Here is a 21,079-nt window from a genome sequence, read left to right as displayed (position 1 = left end):
CACTACTAATTACTTAGACTTATATCAAATAGGTTTAGGCTTAGGACATAGATTTAGTATAAATAATAATTACTTAGAGCCTAATATTAAATTAATAGCTACTAGATTTAAGGACTTAGACTTAAAAGGAACTAATGCAAGTATAGAAACTAAAAAAGGTCTTCAAGCTAGTATAAAAGCAGGAGTTAAAGCAGGGGTTGAGTTTAACAAAAACTTTAGCTTAGTTACTGAATTACAATACTTTAAAGACCTAAATGCTCTTTCAAAAAGTAAAGTAGTAGCTCTTTTAGAAAACAATTTTAACAATATCCAAGATAGTGGCTTGAATGCTAAAATAGGATTTTTAGTAAAACCAAATTCTAAATTAGACATTAATGCTGATTTTACAAAGAATATTTCTAATGAGTTTGATACAGGATATAGATTAAACTTAGGATTTAGCTATAAGTTTTAATTAGAACTTTATAAGTTCTAATTAACTTAGCTTTATTCTAAATACAAAGCTATTTCATCTGATATTAAATAGTTTTTATTAAATACTTTATTATCTTTTATAAAAACTAAATCTTTTAAATCATCTAATTTCTTTTTATCTTTTGTTTGATATTGTTTTGGTTAATTAGAACTTGAGTAGTTCTAATTTTTATCTATCTATTATATTTTTAGGTAGAGTGATGATATTTTTCATAAGTATAAAAGGACTTGTTAATATATCTTTAGCTAGGCTAGTTTTATATTCAAGATTGTCTAAACTACCGCTAATTTTTAATTGAGTAGCTATTTTATTATCCTTACCGCCTATAAATATTTCTTTTACGATAGGAATATTGCTTATGATTTTATTTGTATTTTTTAGAGTAAAAATATTAAGAGTAATATCTGCTGTTTTTGATTTTGTATTAATAATGCCTTGACCGCTACAATCTATGTTGTAACCTAAAATATTAACCTTATCAATATTTATAATGTCATTTTTATTTCTAAATTCAATTGAGCCAAATTTTATCCCTAAACCTTTTTTTGTAAAACCCGGCTTATTAAAAGTTACTAAAGCCGGTATGCTTTCTATAAATGCGATTAGATTTATGTAGTTTTTGGTATTTGATAAATAGGCATTTCTTATATTAATTAAGCCTTCATAATCACTTAAAGTATTGCCTTTTGCATCTAAATCAATTTCTCCACTTATAAAAACTTCTTTATTTACGATTTCATTTAGTGCTTGATGGCTTAGTTCTCTTAGGTAGGCTTTAAAATTGTTTTTTCCTATTTGGGCTATCAAATCTCCACCTTTAATAAAACTTGCACTGATTGAAGTTTCATAAGGATTTTTATTCAGTTTTAAATTCTTGAAATTAAATAAAAAATCTTTATAAATAATCTTAGAATTTAATAAATTAAGAGCTATATTATTATTGCTATCATTATTTTCATCATTATTTAATTTATTTGCGTCTATTATTAGATTATTTAGATTAATAGTTGTTTTATTGTTTTGAGAATTTAAATTAATAAGATTGCTTTTGGTATTTATTGTGGTTATGTTGTTTTGAATACTTATATAAAAGTCATCTTGAGTATATTTATAATTATTATCTAAATTATTTGGATTATTTTTATATAAATTAAAATCAAATTTAGCATTAAATATATTTACAAAAAATGCCCCATCTTTACTACTTAATTCAATATCTCCATCATTAAAATTTAATTTTTTAAGTTGCTTTGAATAACTAACAATACTTGAAATATCGCTTTTTATAAGTAAATTTTTATCAAAATATATTGTGGTATTTAATGCCGGAAAATCTAAAGTTTTATTATTTAGATTTAAATTCATTTTTGCTTTATCGCTGTAATAAAAATAATCTTTATAATCAATTCCTAAAGTCTTTATATTTACACTTGCTAATTTGGTTTTAGTATCTAAATTTATATCCGCATTGCTTATTTTTAATTCTTTTGTATCTGCATTACCTTGAATTGCTACTAAATTATCATTTACACTTATATTTAAATTAGCGTTAAAGTTAAAATTACTAAAAGAATAATTTCCATTGGTTTTAACATCTACTTTTACATTGTGAGTATGGTCGTTATTTAGTTTTATATTAACTAAGGTGCTTGTTTTACCACTATTTTGCTTTAACCCTAAAACAACATTATAAGCATTTAGTATTTTTTCTATTTCACTATTGTAAAGCGCATTATTTGAGATGATATTTATATCAATATTTGGCTTTAATAAATTATCTATTGTTAAATTAAATTCATCAATAGTTGTGATATTGTCTTGAGAATTTACATTATTTGCTAATAGCTTTAAACTATAATCTTTTAAGCTTAATTTAACTTCTTTTGCATAAGCATTTGGTGCTTTATCATTATAATTTGCAATTACATTTGTAAAAACACCTTCTCCTAAGGTATTTTCTAGTTGATTATTTTTTATTTTTACAATAAAGCTACCTTTAAAATTATCAAATTTTACTCTAGTTATTAGCCATTCTTTTAGTATTGGTTTTAAATAATTTTCAATATGTTTAAATGCTTCTTGCTGATTTTTAATCTCTAAATTATCAACGCCTAATAAAAAATCATTTTTTGTATTTATTATATTTATTTTTGCGTTTAAATCATTGTTTATAGAGTGTAAATATCCTTTAATTTCAACATCTTTAGCTATCTTTATATCTCCATAAAAATATAAGTTTTTATATTTTAGATTTGTTATGTTTGCTAAAAGCTCATTTGAGTATAGATTTATTTTTATATTTGCTTCAATATCATCTGATTGGATATTTAATTGGTTTTCATCATAATATATTTTGACTAAAGCATCATTTATTTGAATATTTTTTATATTAATACTTTGAAAAAATAAAAATACTTGTTTGTATTCTTTAAGGCTTAATATTTTTTTTCTAATTTGATTTATATCTAGTGCTTCGTTGCTATTTGCTTTTTTTATATAAACTTTATTTATATTTAAGATTAGTTTTTTATCAAGTTTCAAATAAAGCTCAGAGATTTCAATATTAATTAATTTAAAATCCTTAATTGAAATTCCATTGGCTAATACAAATACAAAGGCGATTATTAAGAATATGAATATAAAAAGAATTTTAATTATTTTATTTATGTGTTTTGATGTTTTAAGCATTTTTGTCCTAGCGATTTTGTTTTACTTATTGCAGCCTGTTAAGTCAAATTCTGTTGTATTTATACCACAAGGCTCTAATGCTAAAATTATAACAAGTTTAAATAACACTAAATTGCAATTTAGCAAAATAGACCAATATTTGTTATTATTTTTTGGACACCCGCAAAGTGGTTGGATAGCAGTATCTAAACCTATTTTAACAAGATATGAATTTTTAAAAGAGCTAACTACAAATAAAGCAGCGTTAGTTAATCTTACTTTAATTCCAGGTGAAACAAGTGAATATTTTTTAAGAGAAATTGCAGCAAAAAAACTTAATTTAAATCCTGATAAATTATTAGATGAATTATATTCTCAATCAAATAGAAAAGAAGGTATGCTAACTCCTGATACTTATTCAATTCCATTAGGAATTAGTGAAAGATTGTTTATAAAATATTTATTAGAATTTACAAAAAAAAGAAATGAAACAATTAGTAAAAAAGTTTTTGGAGATTATACTGAATATAAATTTTATAGATTTATTATAGTAGCTAGTATTATTCAAAAAGAAGCTGCTAATGAAAGCGAAATGCCTATTGTAGCGAGTGTTATTTATAATAGATTAAATAAAGGTATGAAACTACAAATGGATGGAATGCTAAATTATGGTATGAATTCTCACATAAAAGTAACTCCACAAATGATTAGAGAAGATAATTCAGAATTTAATTCTTATAAAAATTCTGGTTTACCAAGTGTTTCAATTTGTAACGTTTCTACACAAGCAATTTTGGCAGCAATTTCTCCAGCTAAGACAAATTATTTATATTTTATGAGAGATAAAAGGACTGGTACACATAGGTTTAATACAACTTTAGCGGCTCACGAAAAAGAAATAGAAAGGCAAAGATAAGAGTAATTTAATTTTTTTTGATTTACTCTTTTTTAACTTAGCAGTTATACATTCATCTAAAATTTAATTAAAGGAGTTACGATGAGTATTGTATATACTTTCACAGATGAATCGCCAGCGTTGGCAACTTTAAGTTTTTTACCAATTGCAAAAGCTTTTTTAAAGCATGCAAATATTGAAATTACTACAGCTGATATTTCATTGGCAGCAAGAATAGTTTCTAGTTTTCCAGAGTGTTTAAAAGATGAGCAAAAGTGTGAAGATGCACTTGCAAAACTTGGTGAATTAGTAAAACTTGATGGAGCAAATGTAATTAAAACTCCAAATATTTCTGCTTCTATTCCGCAACTTAAAGCTTGCATAAAAGAATTACAATCAAAAGGATATAATGTTCCAAATTATCCAGATGAACCACAAAATGATAGCGAAAAAGCAATCAAAGAAAAATATGCAAAAGTTTTAGGTTCTGCTGTAAATCCTGTTTTAAGACAAGGAAACTCAGATAGAAGAAGCACAAAAGCTGTAAAAGAATACGCAAAAGCAAATCCATATAGAACAAAAACCTTTAGTAAAGATAGTAAAAGTTGTGTAACTTGTATGAGTAGCGATGACTTTTTCTCTAATGAAAAGGCAACTTTAATCAAAGAAAACGGCACTGCTAAATTATATAAAGTTGTAAATGGGGCTAAAACTGAGCTAAAATCTTTTGATGTTGTAAAAGATGAAGTAATGGACGCGACTTTTATGAATGTTGCAAAACTAGATGAGTTTTATGAAAAACAAATCAATCACTGCAAACAAGAAAATATTTTATTCTCGCTTCATTTAAAAGCAACTATGATGAAAGTAAGTGACCCTGTATTATTTGCTCACGCTTTAAAAGTTTATTTTAAAGATTTATTTGCTGAATTTGGCGATGAGTTTGCAAATCTAGGCATTAATCCAAACAATGGTTTAAGTGAGCTTTTAAGTAAGGTTGAAAACTCAAGCAAAAAAGATTTAATCTTAAAAAGATATGAAGAAATATTAAATACAAGAGCACCAATTTCTATGGTTAATTCTGATAAAGGTATTACTAATCTTCATGTTCCAAGTGATGTAATTGTAGATGCTTCAATGCCTGCAATGCTTAAAAATGGTGCTAAATTGTGGGATAAAAATGGTGCAGAAATGGATACAAATGCTGTTATTCCTGATCAAACATATGCAACAATTTATCAAGCAGTTTTAGATGATATGAGAGCTAATGGAAGTATTAATCCAAGTGTGGTTGGTTCGGTTAGCAATGTTGGTTTAATGGCTAAAAAAGCTCAAGAATATGGCTCTCATGATAAAACTTTCATAGCTGATTGCGACGCTACTTATCAAATAGAGTTAAATGGCGAAGTTTTATTATCACATGAAGTTAAAAAGGGTGATATTTATAGAATTAATTTAGCAAAACCTGATGCGATAGCAAACTGGATAAAACTTGCAAAACAAAGATGTGAATTAAGTGGCGAGCAAGGAATTTTTTGGCTTGATAGTAAAAGAGCAAGTGATAGAATAATCATTGATTTAGTTAAAAAAGAATTAGGAGAAACTTTCTTAATCTTAAGCCCTTATGAAGCTTGCAAAAAAAGTTTAGAAATTATTAGAAGTGGTAAAAATTGTATATCAATTACAGGTAATGTTTTAAGAGATTATTTAACAGACCTTTTCCCAATACTTGAATTAGGAACAAGTGCGAAAATGCTTTCAATAGTTCCAATGCTAAATGGCGGAGCTATGTTTGAAACAGGTGCGGGTGGTTCTGCTCCAAAACAAGTTGAGCAAGTTGTATTAGAAAATCACTTAAGATGGGATAGCTTAGGCGAGTTTTTAGCTCTTCAAAGCTCACTTGAATTTGAAGGAAACAAAGGCAATGCAAAAGCAAAAGTTATGGCAGAAGCTTTTGATGAAGCAATATCTCATTATTTAAATGAAAATAAAGCTCCAAGTAGAAATGCGAAAGAAAACGATAATAGAACAAGTCATGTGTATTTTGCAATATATTTAGCGAATGCACTTGCTAAGCAAAATAATGATGAAAGTATGAATAAGTTTTTTAAAGTTATTGCTGATAAACTTAATTCAAATTCTTCTAAAATCATTGAAGAATATATGAATGAAGAAGGTAAAGCAGTTGAATTAGGTGGATATTATGTTTTAGGCGAAGTAGCTGAAAAGATAATGAGACCAAGTGTTACATTTAATGAAATTTTAAAATCAATTTAAGGAGAAAATATGAATATACACGAATATCAAGCAAAAGAAATTTTTGCTAAATTTGGTGTGCCTACTTTAAAAGGTAAGGTTGCATTTAGTGTTGAAGAAGCTGTTGCAAACGCAAAAGAATTAGGTGGAAGTGTTTGGGCTGTAAAAGCTCAAATCCACGCTGGTGGTCGTGGTTTAGGTGGCGGTGTAAAAATCGCTAAGAATTTAGATGAAGTTAAAATGTATGCTGAAAAAATATTAGGTATGAACCTTGTAACTCATCAAACAGGACCAGAAGGAAAACTTGTTAGAAAACTTTATATTGAAAGTGGTGCAAATATTGCTAAAGAATATTATTTAGCACTATTATTTAATAGAATGGAAGAAAAAATCACAATCATTGCTTCAAGTGAAGGTGGTATGGATATAGAAAAAGTTGCAGCAGAGCAACCTGAAAAAATAGCAAAAGTTACAATTGACCCTGCAATTGGCTTTAAAATGTTTCACGGACTTGAAGTAGTAAAAGTTTTAGGTCTAAATAAAGATGAAGGTAAAAAATTAATAACATTTATAGATAAATTATATAAATTATATTTAGCAAAAGATGCAAATTTAGTAGAAATTAACCCATTAATCAAAACTGCAGAAGGCGAGTTTTTCGCACTTGATGCTAAGATGAGTTTTGATGATAGTGGTCTTTATAGAAATCCAGATATTGCAGAATTAAAAGATGAAACAGAAGAAAACCCAGCAGAGCTAGAAGCTAGTAAATATGGTTTAAGTTATGTAAAACTTGATGGCGATGTGGCTTGTATGGTAAATGGTGCAGGTCTTGCAATGGCTACAATGGATATTATTAATTATAGTGGCTGCAAACCAGCAAACTTCTTAGATGTTGGTGGTGGAGCAAGTGCTGAAACCGTTGCAAAAGCATTTGAGATTATTATGAGAGATAAGAATGTAAAAGTAATTTTCATAAATATTTTTGGTGGTATCGTAAGATGTGATAGAATTGCAAATGGTGTTTTAGAAGCTACAAAAACAACTAAAATTGATATTCCTGTAGTAGTTCGCTTAGATGGAACAAACGCTAAAGAAGCAAAAGAAATTCTAGATAATTCAGGTCTTAAAAATATTCACGCAGCAACAGATTTTGCAAATGGTGCTGAAATTGTAAAAAGCTTAGTAAAGTAAGGAGAAAAAATGAGTATATTAGTAAATAAAAATACAAAAGTAATAGTTCAAGGCTTTACAGGTAAAGAAGCTACATTTCACGCAGAACAATGTATTGCTTATGGCACAAATATAGTTGGTGGTGTAACTCCATTTAAAGGTGGAGAAACTCATTTAGGAAAGCCTGTATTTGATACGGTTAAAGAAGCAGTTAGTAAAACTGGTGCTGATACAAGTTTAATTTTCGTTCCTCCTTTTGCTGTTGGAGATAGTATCATTGAAGCTGCTGATGCAGGAATTAAACTTGCAGTAGTAATCACAGAACATACTCCTGTAAAAGATATGATGTTTGCAAAAGCTTATGCAAATAAAAAAGGTATGAAAATCATTGGACCAAACTGCCCAGGAATTATCACTGCAGATGAATGTAAATTAGGAATTATGCCAGGCTTTATATTTAAAAAAGGAAATATCGGTGTAATTTCTAAAAGTGGAACTTTAACTTATGAAGCAGCAAATCAAGTTGTTTTAGGTGGTTATGGAATTACAACTGCAGTTGGAATTGGAGGAGACCCAATCATAGGTCTTGCTTATAAAGAATTATTAGCTGAATTTGAAAAAGATAGCGAAACTAAAGCTATAGTTATGATAGGTGAAATTGGTGGAAGTTTAGAAGTTGAAGCTGCTAAATTTATAAAAGAAAATATCACAAAACCTGTTGTAGCATTTATAGCAGGTGCAACTGCTCCAAAAGGTAAAAGAATGGGTCACGCAGGTGCTATTGTAGGAAGTGCTGATGAAAGTGCTGCTGCTAAAAAAGAAGCTTTAAAAAGCTATGGTGTTCATGTAGTTGATTCTCCTGCAGATATCGGTAAAAAAATCAAAGAAATTTTAAAATAATTAAAGCCTAGATAATCTAGGCTTAGAAAGGTTAAAAATGGAAAATAATAATAATGCACCTGTATGGGTGGATGAAAAAAGATGTAAAGCCTGTAATATATGCGTAAGCTATTGTCCTATGGGCGTTATTGCTATGAGAGATGAACCAAGTGCTGTTTTAGGTCAAATGATTGAAGTAGTTAATCCAGAATCATGCATAGGTTGTAGAGATTGTGAAACTCATTGTCCTGATTTTGCGATTAATGTTGCAGATGCTAAAGGCTTTAAATTTGCAAAACCTACTCAAGAAGGTAAAGATAGAGCGGCTGCAATTAAAGCTAACAATTTTAAAAAGTTAAAGGCGTAAAGATGAGAGAAGTAATATCAACAGGAAATAATTTAATAGCTCAAGCTGCAATTGATTGTGGTTGTTCTTTTTTTGGTGGTTATCCAATAACTCCTAGTAGTGAGATAGCTCATGAATTAAGCCATATGCTACCAAAAGCTGGTGGAACATTTATTCAAATGGAAGATGAAATAAGTGGAATTAGCGTTGCACTAGGTGCGGCTATGAGTGGTGCAAAAGCAATGACTGCAAGTAGTGGTCCTGGAATTAGCTTAAAAGCAGAACAAATAGGGCTTGCATACATAGCTGAAATTCCAATCGTAATAGTAAATGTTATGCGTGGTGGTCCATCAACTGGTCTTCCAACTCGTGTTGCTCAAGGCGATTTATTTCAAGCAAAAGCTCCAAGCCATGGAGATATAGCAAGTATTGCTATTGCACCTGCTAGTCTTGAAGAAAGCTATAATCTAACAATAACAGCATTTAATTATGCTAATAAATATTCAACTCCAGTATTTTTATTAATGGACGAAACGGTTGGACATATGAATGGTAAAGCAATTTTACCTGATGTAAAAGATTTAAAAATAGAACCACGCCGTGAATTTACAGGAGACCCAAAAGATTATAAGCCTTATAAGGCTGATATGGATGAACCTGCTACATTAAATCCATTCTTTAAAGGCTATCGTTATCATATAGCTGGTCTTCATCACGGAGATATAGGTTTTCCAACTGAAGATGGCAAAATAGTTGATTATAATATGAGAAGATTAGTTGGTAAGATTAAAAATAAAGTAGATGAATTAGCACTTTATGAAGAATATATGTTAGATGATGCTGATATTTGCATTATTGCTTACGGAAGCGTTGCTCGTGCTGCAAAAGAAGCAATTGCAAGACTTAGAGCGCAAGGATTGAAAGTAGGTTTATTTAGACCAATTACTTTATATCCAGTTCATGAGAAAAAAATAGCGCAAGTTTGCTCAAGATTTAAGAAAATTTTAGTAACAGAATTAAATATGGGACAATATTTAGAAGAAATTCAAAGAGCAAGTAAGAGAGATGATTTTGCTAGCTTACATAGAGCTAATGGTCGTCCAATAACTCCAAGTGAAATTGAAGCAAAAGTAAAGGAGAGTTTCTAATGGCTTTTAATTATGATGATTATTTAAGAGTAGATAAAATGCCTACTCAGTGGTGTTGGGGATGTGGTGATGGTGTTGTTTTAAAATGTATTATTAAAGCAATTGCAAAAATGGGTTGGAATATGGATGATGTTTGCGTAGTTAGTGGTATTGGCTGTAGTGGTCGTATGAGCTCATATGTAAATTGTAATACCGTTCATACAACTCATGGTCGTGCATTAGCTTATGCAACTGGTATTAAATTAGCTAATCCAACTAAACATGTAATAGTTGTAACAGGTGATGGCGATACAACTGCAATTGGTGGTAATCATTTAATCCATGCTGCAAGAAGAAATATTGATTTAACTCATATTATGATTAATAACTTTATATATGGACTTACAAATTCTCAAACAAGCCCAATGACCCCACAAGGATTTTACACAGTTACAGCTCAATTTGGTAATATTGACCCTACATTTGATGCTTGCGAATTAGTAAAAGCAGCTGGAGCTAGTTTTATAGCTCGTGGTAATGTAATTGACGCTGCTAAACTTGAAAATATGATTTATAAAGCAATGGCTCATGAAGGATATAGTTTTATTGATTGCTTTAGTAACTGCCATATTAATTTAGGTCGTAAAAATAAAATGGGCGAAGCTGTTCAAATGCTTGATTGGATAAGTAATCGTTCTGTTGAAAAATCTAAATTTGATAAATTAAGCGATGAAGAAAAAGTTGATAAATTCCCAGTTGGAATTTTATATGAAAATAAAACTAAACCTGAATATTGCAAAGCTTATGAAGAAGTTCGCCGTGCTGCTAAAGAAGGTAGAATGGTTAATTTAAATGCTTTAGGGGGTGCTAAATGAAATTCCAATTAAGATTTGGTGGAGAAGGCGGTCAAGGTGTAATTACCGCTGGTGAGATTTTAGCAGCTGCTTGGATGGAAAAGGGTGGAAGTAGTAAAAAAGGTGCTTATGCTATAAAAGCTAGTACATATACTTCTCAAGTTCGTGGTGGTCCAACTAAGGTTGATATTATTTTAGATGATGAAGAAATATTATTTCCTTATGCAGTTGAAGGCGAAATTACTTTTATGCTTTCAACTGCTCAAAAAGGCTATTCTGGTTTTAAAGATGGTGTTTGTGAAGGTGGAATAATAGTAGTTGAGCCAAATCTAGTAAAACCAAGTGAAGAAGATAGAAAGAAATTTAAAATATTTGAAATTCCAATCATTACAATAGCTAAAGATGAAGTTGGCAATGTGGCTACTCAATCAGTTGTTGCGCTTGCAATTGCGGTATATATGAGCAAATGTATGGATACTGATGTTGTAAAAGAAGTTATGTTAAGTCATGTGCCACCAAAAACTCGTGATGCAAATGCTAAGGCTTATGATTTAGGTATAAAATACGCTAAAAAAGCTTTAGGAGAATAATTTTAAGCCCTTTATAGGGCTTAAATATTAATTATTTAATAAAAATTTAATATTAATCTTTAAATTATTAAAAAATATACTTTATTTTTCTTTTTAATAAATTCTTATTATAATTACTTACTTTTTGAAAAGGAGATGTTATGACTAAGGATAAAATTCCTTTAGCTATTTTATGTATATTAATAGCTATTTCATTTGTATTTATTCCGGTTCCTGAAAGTCTAATTTCTATTAAACAAGCTGCTTTATTAAAGGCTCATTCTGATTTTTCAGAACAAAAATTATTAGAATTAAGCTTATTTGATGCAAGACTTTCTTGGATATATTTAGGTTGTTTTATAGCTACTGTTTTATGTATTATTTTAAAGGTAATGCCACTTGGTGCAGTTAGCTTAATATCTATTGCTTTTATAGCAATTTCCACAATTAGTGTTAGTGCTGATATTAGTGGAGCTGCTAGAAGTAAGGCTGCTATTAAAGATGCTTTAAGTGCATTTTCTAATAGCTTAATATGGCTTATTGTAATATCTATTATGCTTGCTCGTGGTATTATCAAAACTGGTCTTGGAAGAAGATTAGCATTTTATTTTTTAAGCATATTTGGTAAAAAAACTTTAGGTATAGGATATTCAATTGCTTTAAGCGAAGTGTTTTTAGCTCCGATTACTCCATCAAATACTGCAAGGGGCGGTGGTATAATTAATCCAATAGTTCAATCAATTGCTAAAGCTCTAGGTTCAGAGCCAAATAATGGCAGTGCAAATAAAGCAGGAACATATCTTAGCCTTGTAAATTATCAATCAAATCCAATTACATCTGCTATGTTTATTACCGCAACTGCACCAAATCCATTGGTAGTAAAACTAATTTCAGATGCAACTAATGCAAATATTAGTATTACTTGGGGGCAATGGGCTTTAGGAATGTTTGTTCCTGGAATGTGTGCGATATTGCTTATGCCATTAGTGATTTATTTTTTAAGCCCACCTGAACTTAAAGAAACACCTGATGCAAGAGAATTAGCTAAAAAAGAATTAGCTGCTATGGGTAAATTTAGCTTAGATGAAAAAATTATGCTTAGTATTTTTGGATTATGCTTATTCTTATGGGCTGGAATGCCTAGTAATTTTGCTAATTGGTTTGGTTTTAGCGAATATGCAAAGGCCTTGACGTTTGATCCTGCTAGTGTGGCGGCTTTAGGACTTGCAATTGCGCTTTTAACTGGTGTTTTAAAATACGATGAATTATTAGCAGAAAAGACAGCTTGGGATACATTAGTATGGTTTGCTGCTTTAATTATGCTTGCTACTATGCTTGATAAATTAGGTTTAGCTGCATTTTTAGGACAAGAGTTAAAAATGGCAGCTTCATCTTTAGGGCTTAGTGTAACTTTTGTAATGATATTTTTTACTTTAGCGTTTTTGTATTCGCACTATTTTTTCGCAAGCACAACAGCTCATATTTCAGCAATGTTTTTAGTATTTTATAAAACAGGGCTTGATTTAGGAGCACCACCTATGCTATATGCTTTTATGTTAGCAGCTGCAGGAAATATTATGATGGCACTTACGCATTATGCTACAGGGACTGCTCCTGTTGTATTTGGTAGTGGTTATGTTAGTCTTAATAAATGGTGGATAATAGGTTTTATTGTAAGTGTTATTGATATAGCAGTTATGATTTGTGTTGGCTTAGTATGGTGGAAGATATTAGGCTTTTATTGATTTAAGAATTTGAAATAGGAAATTCCTATTTCAAATTCTAAACACAAAATTATTAATAAACTTCCACATATACCATACCATCATCAGTATATCTTGCACTATAGTCTAACCATATCTCTTTAACTATACTAAAATTTTCAGTTTCTTTTAATATGAGTTTGTTTGTACAATTTATCTTTTTTGCTTCTTTATCAATTTTATTAGTCATAAAACTTGAATATGAAATATCATAAGCATCTAATGTTTTTGATTGTTCTAATAAAATTTCAGTTAAAAGTTGTGTTACTTCTTTATCATCACAACTAGGTATAGAACCACAACCTATACAAAATGTACTAACAACAATTAAAGAAAAATATATTTTTTTCACGATATATCCTTATATAATTTGTAAAATTTGTTGATAATTGTATTGTCTAACTTTTTTGCCAATATTTATAATATCAATAATCCACCATATAATTCCTATTGCAAACATACAAGTAATGAATTTGAGTATAAAAATAAGTATGCCTAGACCAATAGAGCCAAGATAAAATCTATCTACATAAAACATAGCACATATAATTCCAGTAGTAGGATTTTTAAGCTTTGCAGCAAGTAGTTTGTCTGAAAAGTTTTTTCTTTCAGCATCGCTCATTCTTTCTAACTTTTCTCTTAAATTAATTACAGCCATTCCGTCTTTTGGCAACTTGTCTTGAATACTCATTAAAATACTATTCGTATCCATTTACACTCCTTAATAAAAAATTAAAGCCATATAATACCCCCCCCCAATCTTAAAAGTAGCTTAAAATAATTTTAAAATATTTAAAACAAAAATTATCTTATTTAGGCTACAATGAAACTACATTTTAATTTTAAGGAGAAGTTATGAAAAAAGTTGGTATTTTTTATGCTACAAAAGGTGGTACTACTAAAGCTTTTGCAGAGCAAATCGCAGCAAAAATTGGTGCTGATGTTATAAATATTAAAGATGTTGAAATAAACGCATTATCAGAATATAAAACTTTAATCTTAATGAGTTCAAGCTATTTTTTTGGTGCTTTGGCTGATGATTGGGGAAGTAAAGTAAAATTATTAAATACTATTGATTTTAGCGATAAAAATGTAGCTATCGTTGGTGTTGGCGGACAAGAAAGACATCCTGATAGTTTTTGCTCTGGTGTAGCTGATTTTTATGATAAATTAGCTTTTAGTGGAGCAAGATTTATAGGCGAAGTTTGCTCAAGTGATTATAACTACACATTCTCAAGATTACAATTTGGAAAAGCTTTAAGAGGACTTTGCCTTGATAAAGCTGATGGAGATAAAAACGAAGCAAGAATTAATGCTTGGGTTGAAAATATTAAAAAATATTTATAATTTTTAGGAAGCTAAGCTTCCTTTTTTGCAATGTTGGCATTTTTTAAACACTTATACTTAATATTTATTTTTAGACTTTGTTATGATAAAAAAGCTAATTTTTTATTATTTTTATTTCAATTAGTTTCAGCGTTTTTTATTTTTGTAACTTTTTTTATAATGATTTTTTATAGCTTAGAATATATAAGCGATCATACAAAAAATCTTAATGAACTTAAAAAGGCTGAAGGTGTATTGTATGATGTAGAAAAGATAGTTCATGAGAAAACGTTTAGGATTTTTAGAAAAAGAAATTATATTATATGGCATTATAAAATGATTGATAATAATAAAAATCACAAAACTTTCATAGCAAGAGAAGATAAAAGTTATGCAAAAAATCTCATAGGGCAAAAAGTAGCTATTTACTATGTTCCTAGTGTATTTTATCCAGAAATAAGGCAATTAGAATCAAATGGCTTTATTTATGAGAGATATAAAGTAAGAGATAATTATGAAGATTTAAAATATATTTTCCCATTTTTTATGTTTTTTGCGAGTATATTTTATATGCTAAATATTAAAGGCAAATACCCTGATGATTATGAATTACCATTACTTAAACATAGTATAAGGCTAAAGACTTTTAATAAATATTTTTTGATTTTATTAATTTGGTTTATTTTTATAATTGCAGCGTTTAAATATAGTGATGAAATTATTATAATGTATTTTTTAATTATTTTAAATCCTATAATTACGCTAGTTTTTGAGCTAAAATTTAATTTAATCAAAATTAATTTTTATGATGATTTTTTAGAATTTGAATATGGATTTTTCTTATTTAAAGTCAAGTATAAGAAAATAAAATATATAGATTATCAAGGAATTTATATTCAAACTAAATATATTAATTTTATTATTAATACAAATAAATTGAGCGAAGATGATTTGGATTATTTAGCTATAAGTTTAAAAAATAATTCCTAATTAATTAAATTAGGAATTATGAAAAATTTAATTATGAAAATAAACCATTAACACTTTCATTATGATAAACACGGCGAATAACTTCCCCAAATAAAGGTGCAACACTTAAAACTGTTATTTTTTTACATTCTTTTGCTAGTGGTATAGTATCAGTTACTATTAATTCATCTAAAGCACCATTTTCTATTCTATCATAAGCAGCTCCACTTAAAACAGGATGAGTACAGCAAGCAATTACACTTTTAGCTCCTAATTTTTTAAACACTTCAGCAGCTTTAACAATAGTTCCTGCAGTATCAATCATATCATCAACTATAATTACATCTTTACCATTTACATCGCCAATTACATTCATAACTTCGCTTTCATTAGCTTTTTCACGGCGTTTATCAACAATAACAAGTTCTAAATCTAGTGCTTTTGCAACAGCTCTTGCACGAACAATTCCACCTGTATCAGGACTTGCAACTACTGCTTTACTTAAATCTCTTTGTTTTAAATGCTCGTTAAAAATAATACTTCCGTATAAATTATCAACAGGGATATTAAAAAATCCTTGAATTTGACCTGCATGTAAATCAATAGTAGCTACACGGCTAATTCCTGCAGTTTGCATTAAATCAGCTACTAATTTTGCACTAATTGGAACTCTAGGAGCTGCTTTTCTATCTTGTCTAGCATATCCAAAATAAGGAATTACAGCAGTGATTGAATTAGCTGAACTTCTTTTTAATGCGTCAGTTAATATTAATAATTCCATTAAATTATCATTCGCTGGTGCGCAAGTGCTTTGGATAATAAATACATCTTTACCACGCACACTTTCTCCAATTTGAACGCTAATTTCTCCATCACTAAAACGCTTAACTCCAGCATCGCTTAATTTACAATCTAATCTTTGAGCGACTTTATTGGCAAATTGAATATTTGCAGAACCCGAAAAAATGGTATAACCTCTCATAAAATAACCTTTCTAAATTAATAAAATGAGCTATTATATCTTAAAAAACTTATTTGTAAATTTGTTACAAAAAGTAACATATTGTTAAAAATATTACGATTATTCTTAATCTTGTTGTTATTATATGCTAAATTCAGCATTTAAAATTAAAATATTAAAATCTTATCACGAAAGGAAAATTATGGAATTTACACCTAATTTTAACCCACTTGGCAACATTTGGTTAAGTGCATTTGCAGCGTTTTTACCTATACTTTGCTTTTTTCTTTGTCTAGTGGTTTTTAAGACAAAAGGTTATGTGGCAGGTTTTTTAACCGTTGTTACAGCCATTCTTGTTGCAGTTTTTGCTTATAAAATGCCGTTAAATGCTGCATTTGCTAGTATTATAGTAGGTTTTACTACTGGTATTTGGCCTATTGCTTGGATTATAATAGCAGCTATTTTTCTTTATAAGCTTTCAATTAAATCAGGTCAATTTGAAGTAATTAAACAAAGTATTATGACAATTACGCCTGATCATCGTATTCAAGTAATCATCATTGGATTTTGTTTTGGAGCATTCTTAGAAGGTGCTATTGGATTTGGTGGACCTGTTGCAATTACTGCTGCTTTACTTGTTGGTTTAGGTCTTAGACCATTACAAGCAGCTGGATATTGTATGATAGCAAACACAGCTCCTGTTGCATTTGGTGCTATTGGTATTCCAATTATTGCAATGGCTCAAGCTGTTGGAATACAACAGCATGAAGTTGCTGCTATGGTTGGTAGAATTTTACCTCCGTTTAGTTTTTGTATTCCATTTTTTATAGTATTTTTAATGGATGGTATGAAAGGTATTAAAGAAACTTTCCCTATTGTATTTGTTGCAGCTATTTCTTTTGCTATAGCACAATTTTTATCAGCAAACTTCTTAGGTGCTGAATTACCTGATATTATTTCAGCTATTGTTTCTTTAGTAGCTACTGCTGTTGCTGCAAAAACATTTAAGATTAAAAATATAGTAAGATTTGATGATAAAAAAGATTTTAGCGATGTAAAAATTTTAAGCATCAAAGAAATTGTTTATGCTTGGTCACCTTTCTTATTGTTAATTGTATTTGTTGTTATATGGACTCAAGGTTGGTTTAAATCATTATTTGGAACTGATGCAGCTTTAGCATTTACAAATCTTAAATTATCATTTGCTAGTTTAGGTGATTTAGCAGTTATTAAACCATCACTTGTAGAAGGTGGAAAAGCAGGAACTCAACCTTTAGGACTAGGGATTCCGTTAATCAACACTCCAGGAACAGCTATTTTATTTGCTGCAATTGCAAGTATATATATTTTAAAAGTAAAAGCTAGTGATGCTAAAGTATGCTTTAATGATACTTTAAGAGAAATGGCGTTTCCTATTTTAACTATTGGTTTAGTTGTTGGTTTTGCAAAAATTACTGATTATAGTGGAGCTAGTGGAACATTAGGAATTGCATTATCACAAACTGGTGGAGCATTTACATTCTTCTCTCCTGTAATTGGTTGGATTGGAGTATTCTTAACAGGTTCTGATACAAGTGCAAACCTTTTATTTGGTTCTTTACAACAAGTTACAGCTCATCAATTAGGATTTCATGACACATTATTCTTAGCAGCAAATAGTGCAGGTGGTGTTGTTGGTAAAATGATATCTCCACAAAGTATTGCAGTTGCTTGTGCTGCTGTTGGTCTTGTAGGACGCGAGAGTGAGTTGTTTAAATACACAGTTAAATACTCAATAGCTATGATAATAATTATAGGAATTTGGGTAAGCTTAATTGCATATTTTATGCCTGGAATTATACCACCTAGTATTCCTTTAGCTAAATAATTATGCTTAGTTTAAAAAGGTTAATTAAAAAAAATCTAGGAATATATTTTATGGTTATTGCTAGTTTTGCATTTGCACTCATGGGGTGCTGTGCAAAACTACTTGCAAATACTATGCCTAGTGTAGAAATAATGTTTTTTAGAAATGTTATTGGAGTTATTTTTATAGCTTATTTGATTTATAAAATTCCACATAAAAAATCAGGTGGTAAGTTCTCTTTATTGTTTTTTCGTGGTTTAATAGGAACTATTTCTTTATATTTTTTCTTTTATAATGTCGCTAATATTTCTTTAGGCGGTGCTTTTGCTTTTCAAAAAACAAATCCACTTTTTGTAGCATTAATTGCATTTTTGTTTTTTAAAGAGCAGTTAGGATTTAAAAGTATTTTATATTTATTATTAGCTTTTGGTGGTGTAATGTTAATAATTCAACCATTTGCACCTGAACATTTACATAGTGGTTTTGATATTAAAAACTCAATTTTAGGTGTTTTAAGTGGTTTAACAGCAGCGCTTGCTTTAACAAGTGCTAGGGAATTAGGAAAGTTTTACAATACTGAAGTTATAGCATCAAGTTTTTTTATACTAGGAACAATTTTACCTATATTATCTATGCTAGGCGGAGAGTATTTAAATGAGAGTATTATTAAGCATTTTGATTTTGCTTTTGCTACATTTGTAATGCCTGTTGGATATAAAATATGGACTTTAATTATTTTAATGGGCTCTTTATCGATTCTATACCAAATATATGTAACAAAAGCCTACAAAGTAGCTAAAAAGGCTGGGGTTGTAGCTGGAGTTGGATATATTGATGTTGTATTTACTTTATTTTTAGGAATACTTTTAGGAGATGATTTACCAAGTTTTGTAGTTTTAACAGGTATAATCTGCGTTTTAATAGGTGGTATAGGAATAAGTTTAAGTAAGGATAATAAAAAATGAGAAAAATAATATTATTTGCAGGACCTTGCGTTATAGAAAGTCCTGAAATCGTTACAGAAGTTGCAAAAAGATTAGAAAAAATTGCAAAACATCCACAAATTGATTTTTATTTTAAATCAAGTTTTGATAAAGCAAATCGCACAAGTTTAGATAGTTTTAGAGGACCTGGACTTGAAAAAGGTTTGCAGATTTTAGCTGATATAAAATCTAAATTTGGATATAAAATAATTACAGATATTCACGAGAGTTATCAAGCTGAAATTGCAGCTCAAGTTGTTGATACCCTTCAAATTCCAGCTTTTTTATGCAGACAAACTGATTTATTAGTTGCAGCTGCTAAAACTAAAGCTATTATAAATATTAAAAAAGGTCAATTTTTAAATCCAAGTGATATGAAATATAGTGTAGCAAAAGTAGCACAGACTAGAGGGTATGATTATAAAACCAATGATGAAAGTTTTTTTGCTTGCTCTGATATTGGAGAATTATCATTTAAAGATTTAAAAGATGAAGATTTTTCAAAAGCTCATCAAATGGCAAGAGAAGCTGGTGTTTTAGCGGTTGAGCGTGGAACTAGTCTTGGATATGGGAATTTAGTTGTTGATATGAGATCTCTTAAAATTATGAGAAATTTCGCACCTGTTATATTTGATGCTACACATAGCGTTCAAATGCCTGGAGCAGCAGGTGGTAAGAGTGGTGGAGATAGCTCTTTTGTATTGCCTTTAGCAAGAGCTGCTGCTGGAGTTGGTGTTGATGGATTTTTCTTTGAAACACATTTTAATCCGTGTGAAGCTTTATGCGATGGACCTAATATGGTAGCTACTAGCAAATTAGAAGAGAAAATTAATTTATTATTGAAAATATTAAATAAGGAATAAGTATGAATATTATTGAAGGACAATTAAAATTAAATGGTAATGAGAAATTTGCCATAATAAACGCTAGATTTAATAGTTTTATAACTGATAAATTAGTTGAAGGTGCTAAAGATGCTTTTGTTCGTTTTGGTGGAAATGAAAAGAATTTAGATTTAATTTTAGTTCCTGGTGCTTTTGAATTACCTTATGCTTTAAAACAAGCAGTGAAGAAAAATTATGATGGAATAGTGGTTTTAGGTGCTGTTATTCGTGGAGATACCCCACATTTTGATTATGTATCAGCAGAATGCACTAAGGGTGTTGCAGCTATAACTTTAGCAAATGATACTCCAATTAGTTTTGGTGTTCTTACAACAAACACTACAGAGCAAGCTATGGATAGAGCAGGAATTAAAAGTGGCAATAAAGGTTATGAAGCTATGGTAACTACTATTGAAATGCTAAATTTACAAAGAGTTCAAAATGGCAACTAGACATCAAGCTAGAAAAACGGTTGTAAGTTTATTGTATTCATTTGATTATGTTCAAAATAGTGAGCATGTAAATGATTATTTAGAAGAGCATAAAATAAGAAATGCTATTCGTGAATGGGCTTTAGAATTATTTAACGGCGTTCAAGCAAATCTATTAAAAATAGATGAGTGTTTAAAAGGTATTTTAGAAAGCAATGAAGTTAGTAATTTAGGTGGTATGGAAAAAGCTATTTTAAGACTTGGTGTTTATGAATTGCTTTTTACAAAAACAGATAAAGCTGTTGTTATAAATGAAGCTATTGAACTAGCTAAAGAATATGCAAGTGATAATGCACCTAAACTTATTAATGGTGTATTAGATAAAGTTAGAAATTAATTTTAAATTAGCTAATATTTTTTATATTAGCTAATTACTCGTTGATTATTTTAATAGATATTTTTATATTTTATTTTCCAAATTAAATTCCTAATAGTTTTATGATATTTATTAAAATAATCAAAAAGGATAAATATGGAAAATGTTTTAATGCTAATGATAGGGGTATCAATATTATTGGTTTTTATAGTAATCATTGCCTTTATTTGGGGTTTTAAAAATAAACAATTTACCGAAAATAATGGCTTTTTAGAATTAAATGATAGTGAAGAAGCATT

Annotated in this window: 21 protein-coding genes and 1 pseudogene; 18 read left to right on the top strand and 4 right to left on the bottom strand. The window is 29.2% G+C overall.

Going from position 1 to position 21,079, the window contains the following annotated elements:
* The coding region (locus tag AVBRAN9333_RS08120) for an autotransporter outer membrane beta-barrel domain-containing protein (protein WP_336609780.1) at nucleotides 1-454 on the top strand (454 nt) is incomplete at its 5' end.
* Between the two features lie 189 nt (nucleotides 455-643).
* On the opposite strand, the gene AVBRAN9333_RS08115 is transcribed toward AVBRAN9333_RS08120, so the two are convergent.
* Complete coding sequence (locus tag AVBRAN9333_RS08115; RefSeq protein WP_336608142.1) at nucleotides 644-3,163, bottom strand: YhdP family protein; 2,520 nt, start codon at nucleotides 3,161-3,163, stop codon at nucleotides 644-646.
* Here AVBRAN9333_RS08115 and mltG point away from each other — a divergent pair.
* The 9 genes from mltG to AVBRAN9333_RS08070 all read left to right on the top strand — a co-directional run bounded on the left by mltG (nucleotide 3,060) and on the right by AVBRAN9333_RS08070 (nucleotide 12,986).
* On the top strand, nucleotides 3,060-4,058 hold the full coding sequence (gene mltG, locus AVBRAN9333_RS08110; RefSeq protein ID WP_442862236.1) for an endolytic transglycosylase MltG: 999 nt from the start codon (nucleotides 3,060-3,062) through the stop codon (nucleotides 4,056-4,058). The genes AVBRAN9333_RS08115 and mltG overlap by 104 nt on opposite strands.
* 81 nt (nucleotides 4,059-4,139) lie before the next feature.
* On the top strand, nucleotides 4,140-6,314 hold the full coding sequence (locus tag AVBRAN9333_RS08105; protein ID WP_214118502.1) for an NADP-dependent isocitrate dehydrogenase: 2,175 nt from the start codon (nucleotides 4,140-4,142) through the stop codon (nucleotides 6,312-6,314).
* 9 nt (nucleotides 6,315-6,323) lie between these two features.
* A complete protein-coding gene (sucC, locus tag AVBRAN9333_RS08100) occupies nucleotides 6,324-7,487 on the top strand; it encodes an ADP-forming succinate--CoA ligase subunit beta (protein WP_214118504.1) in 1,164 nt (387 codons plus the stop codon).
* A gap of 9 nt (nucleotides 7,488-7,496) precedes the next feature.
* The gene (sucD, locus tag AVBRAN9333_RS08095) at nucleotides 7,497-8,366 is read left to right on the top strand and encodes a succinate--CoA ligase subunit alpha (RefSeq protein ID WP_214118506.1); all 870 of its coding nucleotides are present in this window, start codon (nucleotides 7,497-7,499) and stop codon (nucleotides 8,364-8,366) included.
* A gap of 37 nt (nucleotides 8,367-8,403) precedes the next feature.
* Complete coding sequence (locus AVBRAN9333_RS08090; RefSeq protein WP_214118508.1) at nucleotides 8,404-8,712, top strand: 4Fe-4S binding protein; 309 nt, start codon at nucleotides 8,404-8,406, stop codon at nucleotides 8,710-8,712.
* Nucleotides 8,713-8,714: 2 nt separating this feature from the next.
* Entirely contained in the window at nucleotides 8,715-9,839 is a 1,125-nt protein-coding gene (locus AVBRAN9333_RS08085) for a 2-oxoglutarate synthase subunit alpha (RefSeq protein WP_214118510.1), read from the top strand.
* Nucleotides 9,839-10,693 (top strand): 2-oxoglutarate ferredoxin oxidoreductase subunit beta, encoded by an 855-nt coding sequence (locus AVBRAN9333_RS08080; protein ID WP_214118511.1) that lies wholly within the window; start codon nucleotides 9,839-9,841, stop codon nucleotides 10,691-10,693. Before AVBRAN9333_RS08085 ends, AVBRAN9333_RS08080 begins: the two co-directional genes overlap by 1 nt.
* Nucleotides 10,690-11,262, top strand: coding sequence for a 2-oxoacid:acceptor oxidoreductase family protein (locus AVBRAN9333_RS08075; protein WP_214118513.1), 573 nt, complete (start codon nucleotides 10,690-10,692; stop codon nucleotides 11,260-11,262). Before AVBRAN9333_RS08080 ends, AVBRAN9333_RS08075 begins: the two co-directional genes overlap by 4 nt.
* A 140-nt stretch (nucleotides 11,263-11,402) precedes the next feature.
* On the top strand, nucleotides 11,403-12,986 hold the full coding sequence (locus AVBRAN9333_RS08070) for a DASS family sodium-coupled anion symporter (protein WP_214118516.1): 1,584 nt from the start codon (nucleotides 11,403-11,405) through the stop codon (nucleotides 12,984-12,986).
* 52 nt (nucleotides 12,987-13,038) lie between these two features.
* Here the strand turns inward: AVBRAN9333_RS08070 and AVBRAN9333_RS08065 are convergent, their stop codons facing one another.
* Together AVBRAN9333_RS08065 and AVBRAN9333_RS08060 are read right to left on the bottom strand one after the other, a co-directional pair.
* Nucleotides 13,039-13,356, bottom strand: a complete 318-nt coding sequence (locus AVBRAN9333_RS08065) for a hypothetical protein (protein WP_336609779.1) — start codon at nucleotides 13,354-13,356, stop codon at nucleotides 13,039-13,041.
* Between the two features lie 9 nt (nucleotides 13,357-13,365).
* Nucleotides 13,366-13,716: a hypothetical protein gene (locus tag AVBRAN9333_RS08060; RefSeq protein ID WP_214118520.1), complete on the bottom strand. Its 351-nt coding sequence runs from the start codon at nucleotides 13,714-13,716 to the stop codon at nucleotides 13,366-13,368.
* Nucleotides 13,717-13,859: 143 nt separating this feature from the next.
* Here AVBRAN9333_RS08060 and AVBRAN9333_RS08055 point away from each other — a divergent pair, with 143 nt between their 5' ends.
* Complete coding sequence (locus tag AVBRAN9333_RS08055) at nucleotides 13,860-14,351, top strand: flavodoxin domain-containing protein (protein ID WP_214120445.1); 492 nt, start codon at nucleotides 13,860-13,862, stop codon at nucleotides 14,349-14,351.
* A gap of 159 nt (nucleotides 14,352-14,510) precedes the next feature.
* Nucleotides 14,511-15,320, top strand: coding sequence for a hypothetical protein (locus AVBRAN9333_RS08050; RefSeq protein WP_336609778.1), 810 nt, complete (start codon nucleotides 14,511-14,513; stop codon nucleotides 15,318-15,320).
* 31 nt (nucleotides 15,321-15,351) lie between these two features.
* Here AVBRAN9333_RS08050 and AVBRAN9333_RS08045 read toward each other — a convergent pair whose 3' ends face one another.
* Nucleotides 15,352-16,281, bottom strand: a complete 930-nt coding sequence (locus AVBRAN9333_RS08045) for a ribose-phosphate pyrophosphokinase (RefSeq protein ID WP_214118527.1) — start codon at nucleotides 16,279-16,281, stop codon at nucleotides 15,352-15,354.
* A 181-nt stretch (nucleotides 16,282-16,462) separates the two neighbouring features.
* On the opposite strand from AVBRAN9333_RS08045, the gene AVBRAN9333_RS08040 reads away from it, so the two are divergent.
* The 6 genes and pseudogenes from AVBRAN9333_RS08040 to ccoS form a co-directional block, all read left to right on the top strand.
* Nucleotides 16,463-18,127, top strand: coding sequence for an L-lactate permease (locus AVBRAN9333_RS08040; RefSeq protein WP_336609777.1), 1,665 nt, complete (start codon nucleotides 16,463-16,465; stop codon nucleotides 18,125-18,127).
* Nucleotides 18,128-18,129: 2 nt separating this feature from the next.
* The gene (locus AVBRAN9333_RS08035; RefSeq protein ID WP_336609776.1) at nucleotides 18,130-19,071 is read left to right on the top strand and encodes a DMT family transporter; all 942 of its coding nucleotides are present in this window, start codon (nucleotides 18,130-18,132) and stop codon (nucleotides 19,069-19,071) included.
* Nucleotides 19,068-19,952: a 3-deoxy-8-phosphooctulonate synthase gene (gene kdsA, locus AVBRAN9333_RS08030; protein WP_214120573.1), complete on the top strand. Its 885-nt coding sequence runs from the start codon at nucleotides 19,068-19,070 to the stop codon at nucleotides 19,950-19,952. Before AVBRAN9333_RS08035 ends, kdsA begins: the two co-directional genes overlap by 4 nt.
* Before the next feature lie 2 nt (nucleotides 19,953-19,954).
* Nucleotides 19,955-20,425 (top strand): 6,7-dimethyl-8-ribityllumazine synthase, encoded by a 471-nt coding sequence (gene ribH / locus AVBRAN9333_RS08025; RefSeq protein ID WP_214118534.1) that lies wholly within the window; start codon nucleotides 19,955-19,957, stop codon nucleotides 20,423-20,425.
* Nucleotides 20,415-20,801 carry a transcription antitermination factor NusB gene (gene nusB, locus AVBRAN9333_RS08020; RefSeq protein WP_214120575.1) on the top strand — a complete coding sequence of 129 codons (387 nt, stop codon included), beginning with the start codon at nucleotides 20,415-20,417 and terminating at the stop codon, nucleotides 20,799-20,801. Before ribH ends, nusB begins: the two co-directional genes overlap by 11 nt.
* Nucleotides 20,802-20,936: 135 nt before the next feature.
* Nucleotides 20,937-21,044, top strand: a pseudogene (gene ccoS, locus AVBRAN9333_RS09600) (cbb3-type cytochrome oxidase assembly protein CcoS); the annotation flags it as partial.
* Nucleotides 21,045-21,079: the final 35 nt, after the last annotated feature.

It is taken from the genome of Campylobacter sp. RM9333, from assembly GCF_020137705.1.
Classification (GTDB): Bacteria; Campylobacterota; Campylobacteria; order Campylobacterales; family Campylobacteraceae; genus Campylobacter_E.
The sequence above is the reverse complement of the archived record's forward strand: the minus strand, read 5'-3'. Positions and strand labels throughout refer to the sequence as shown.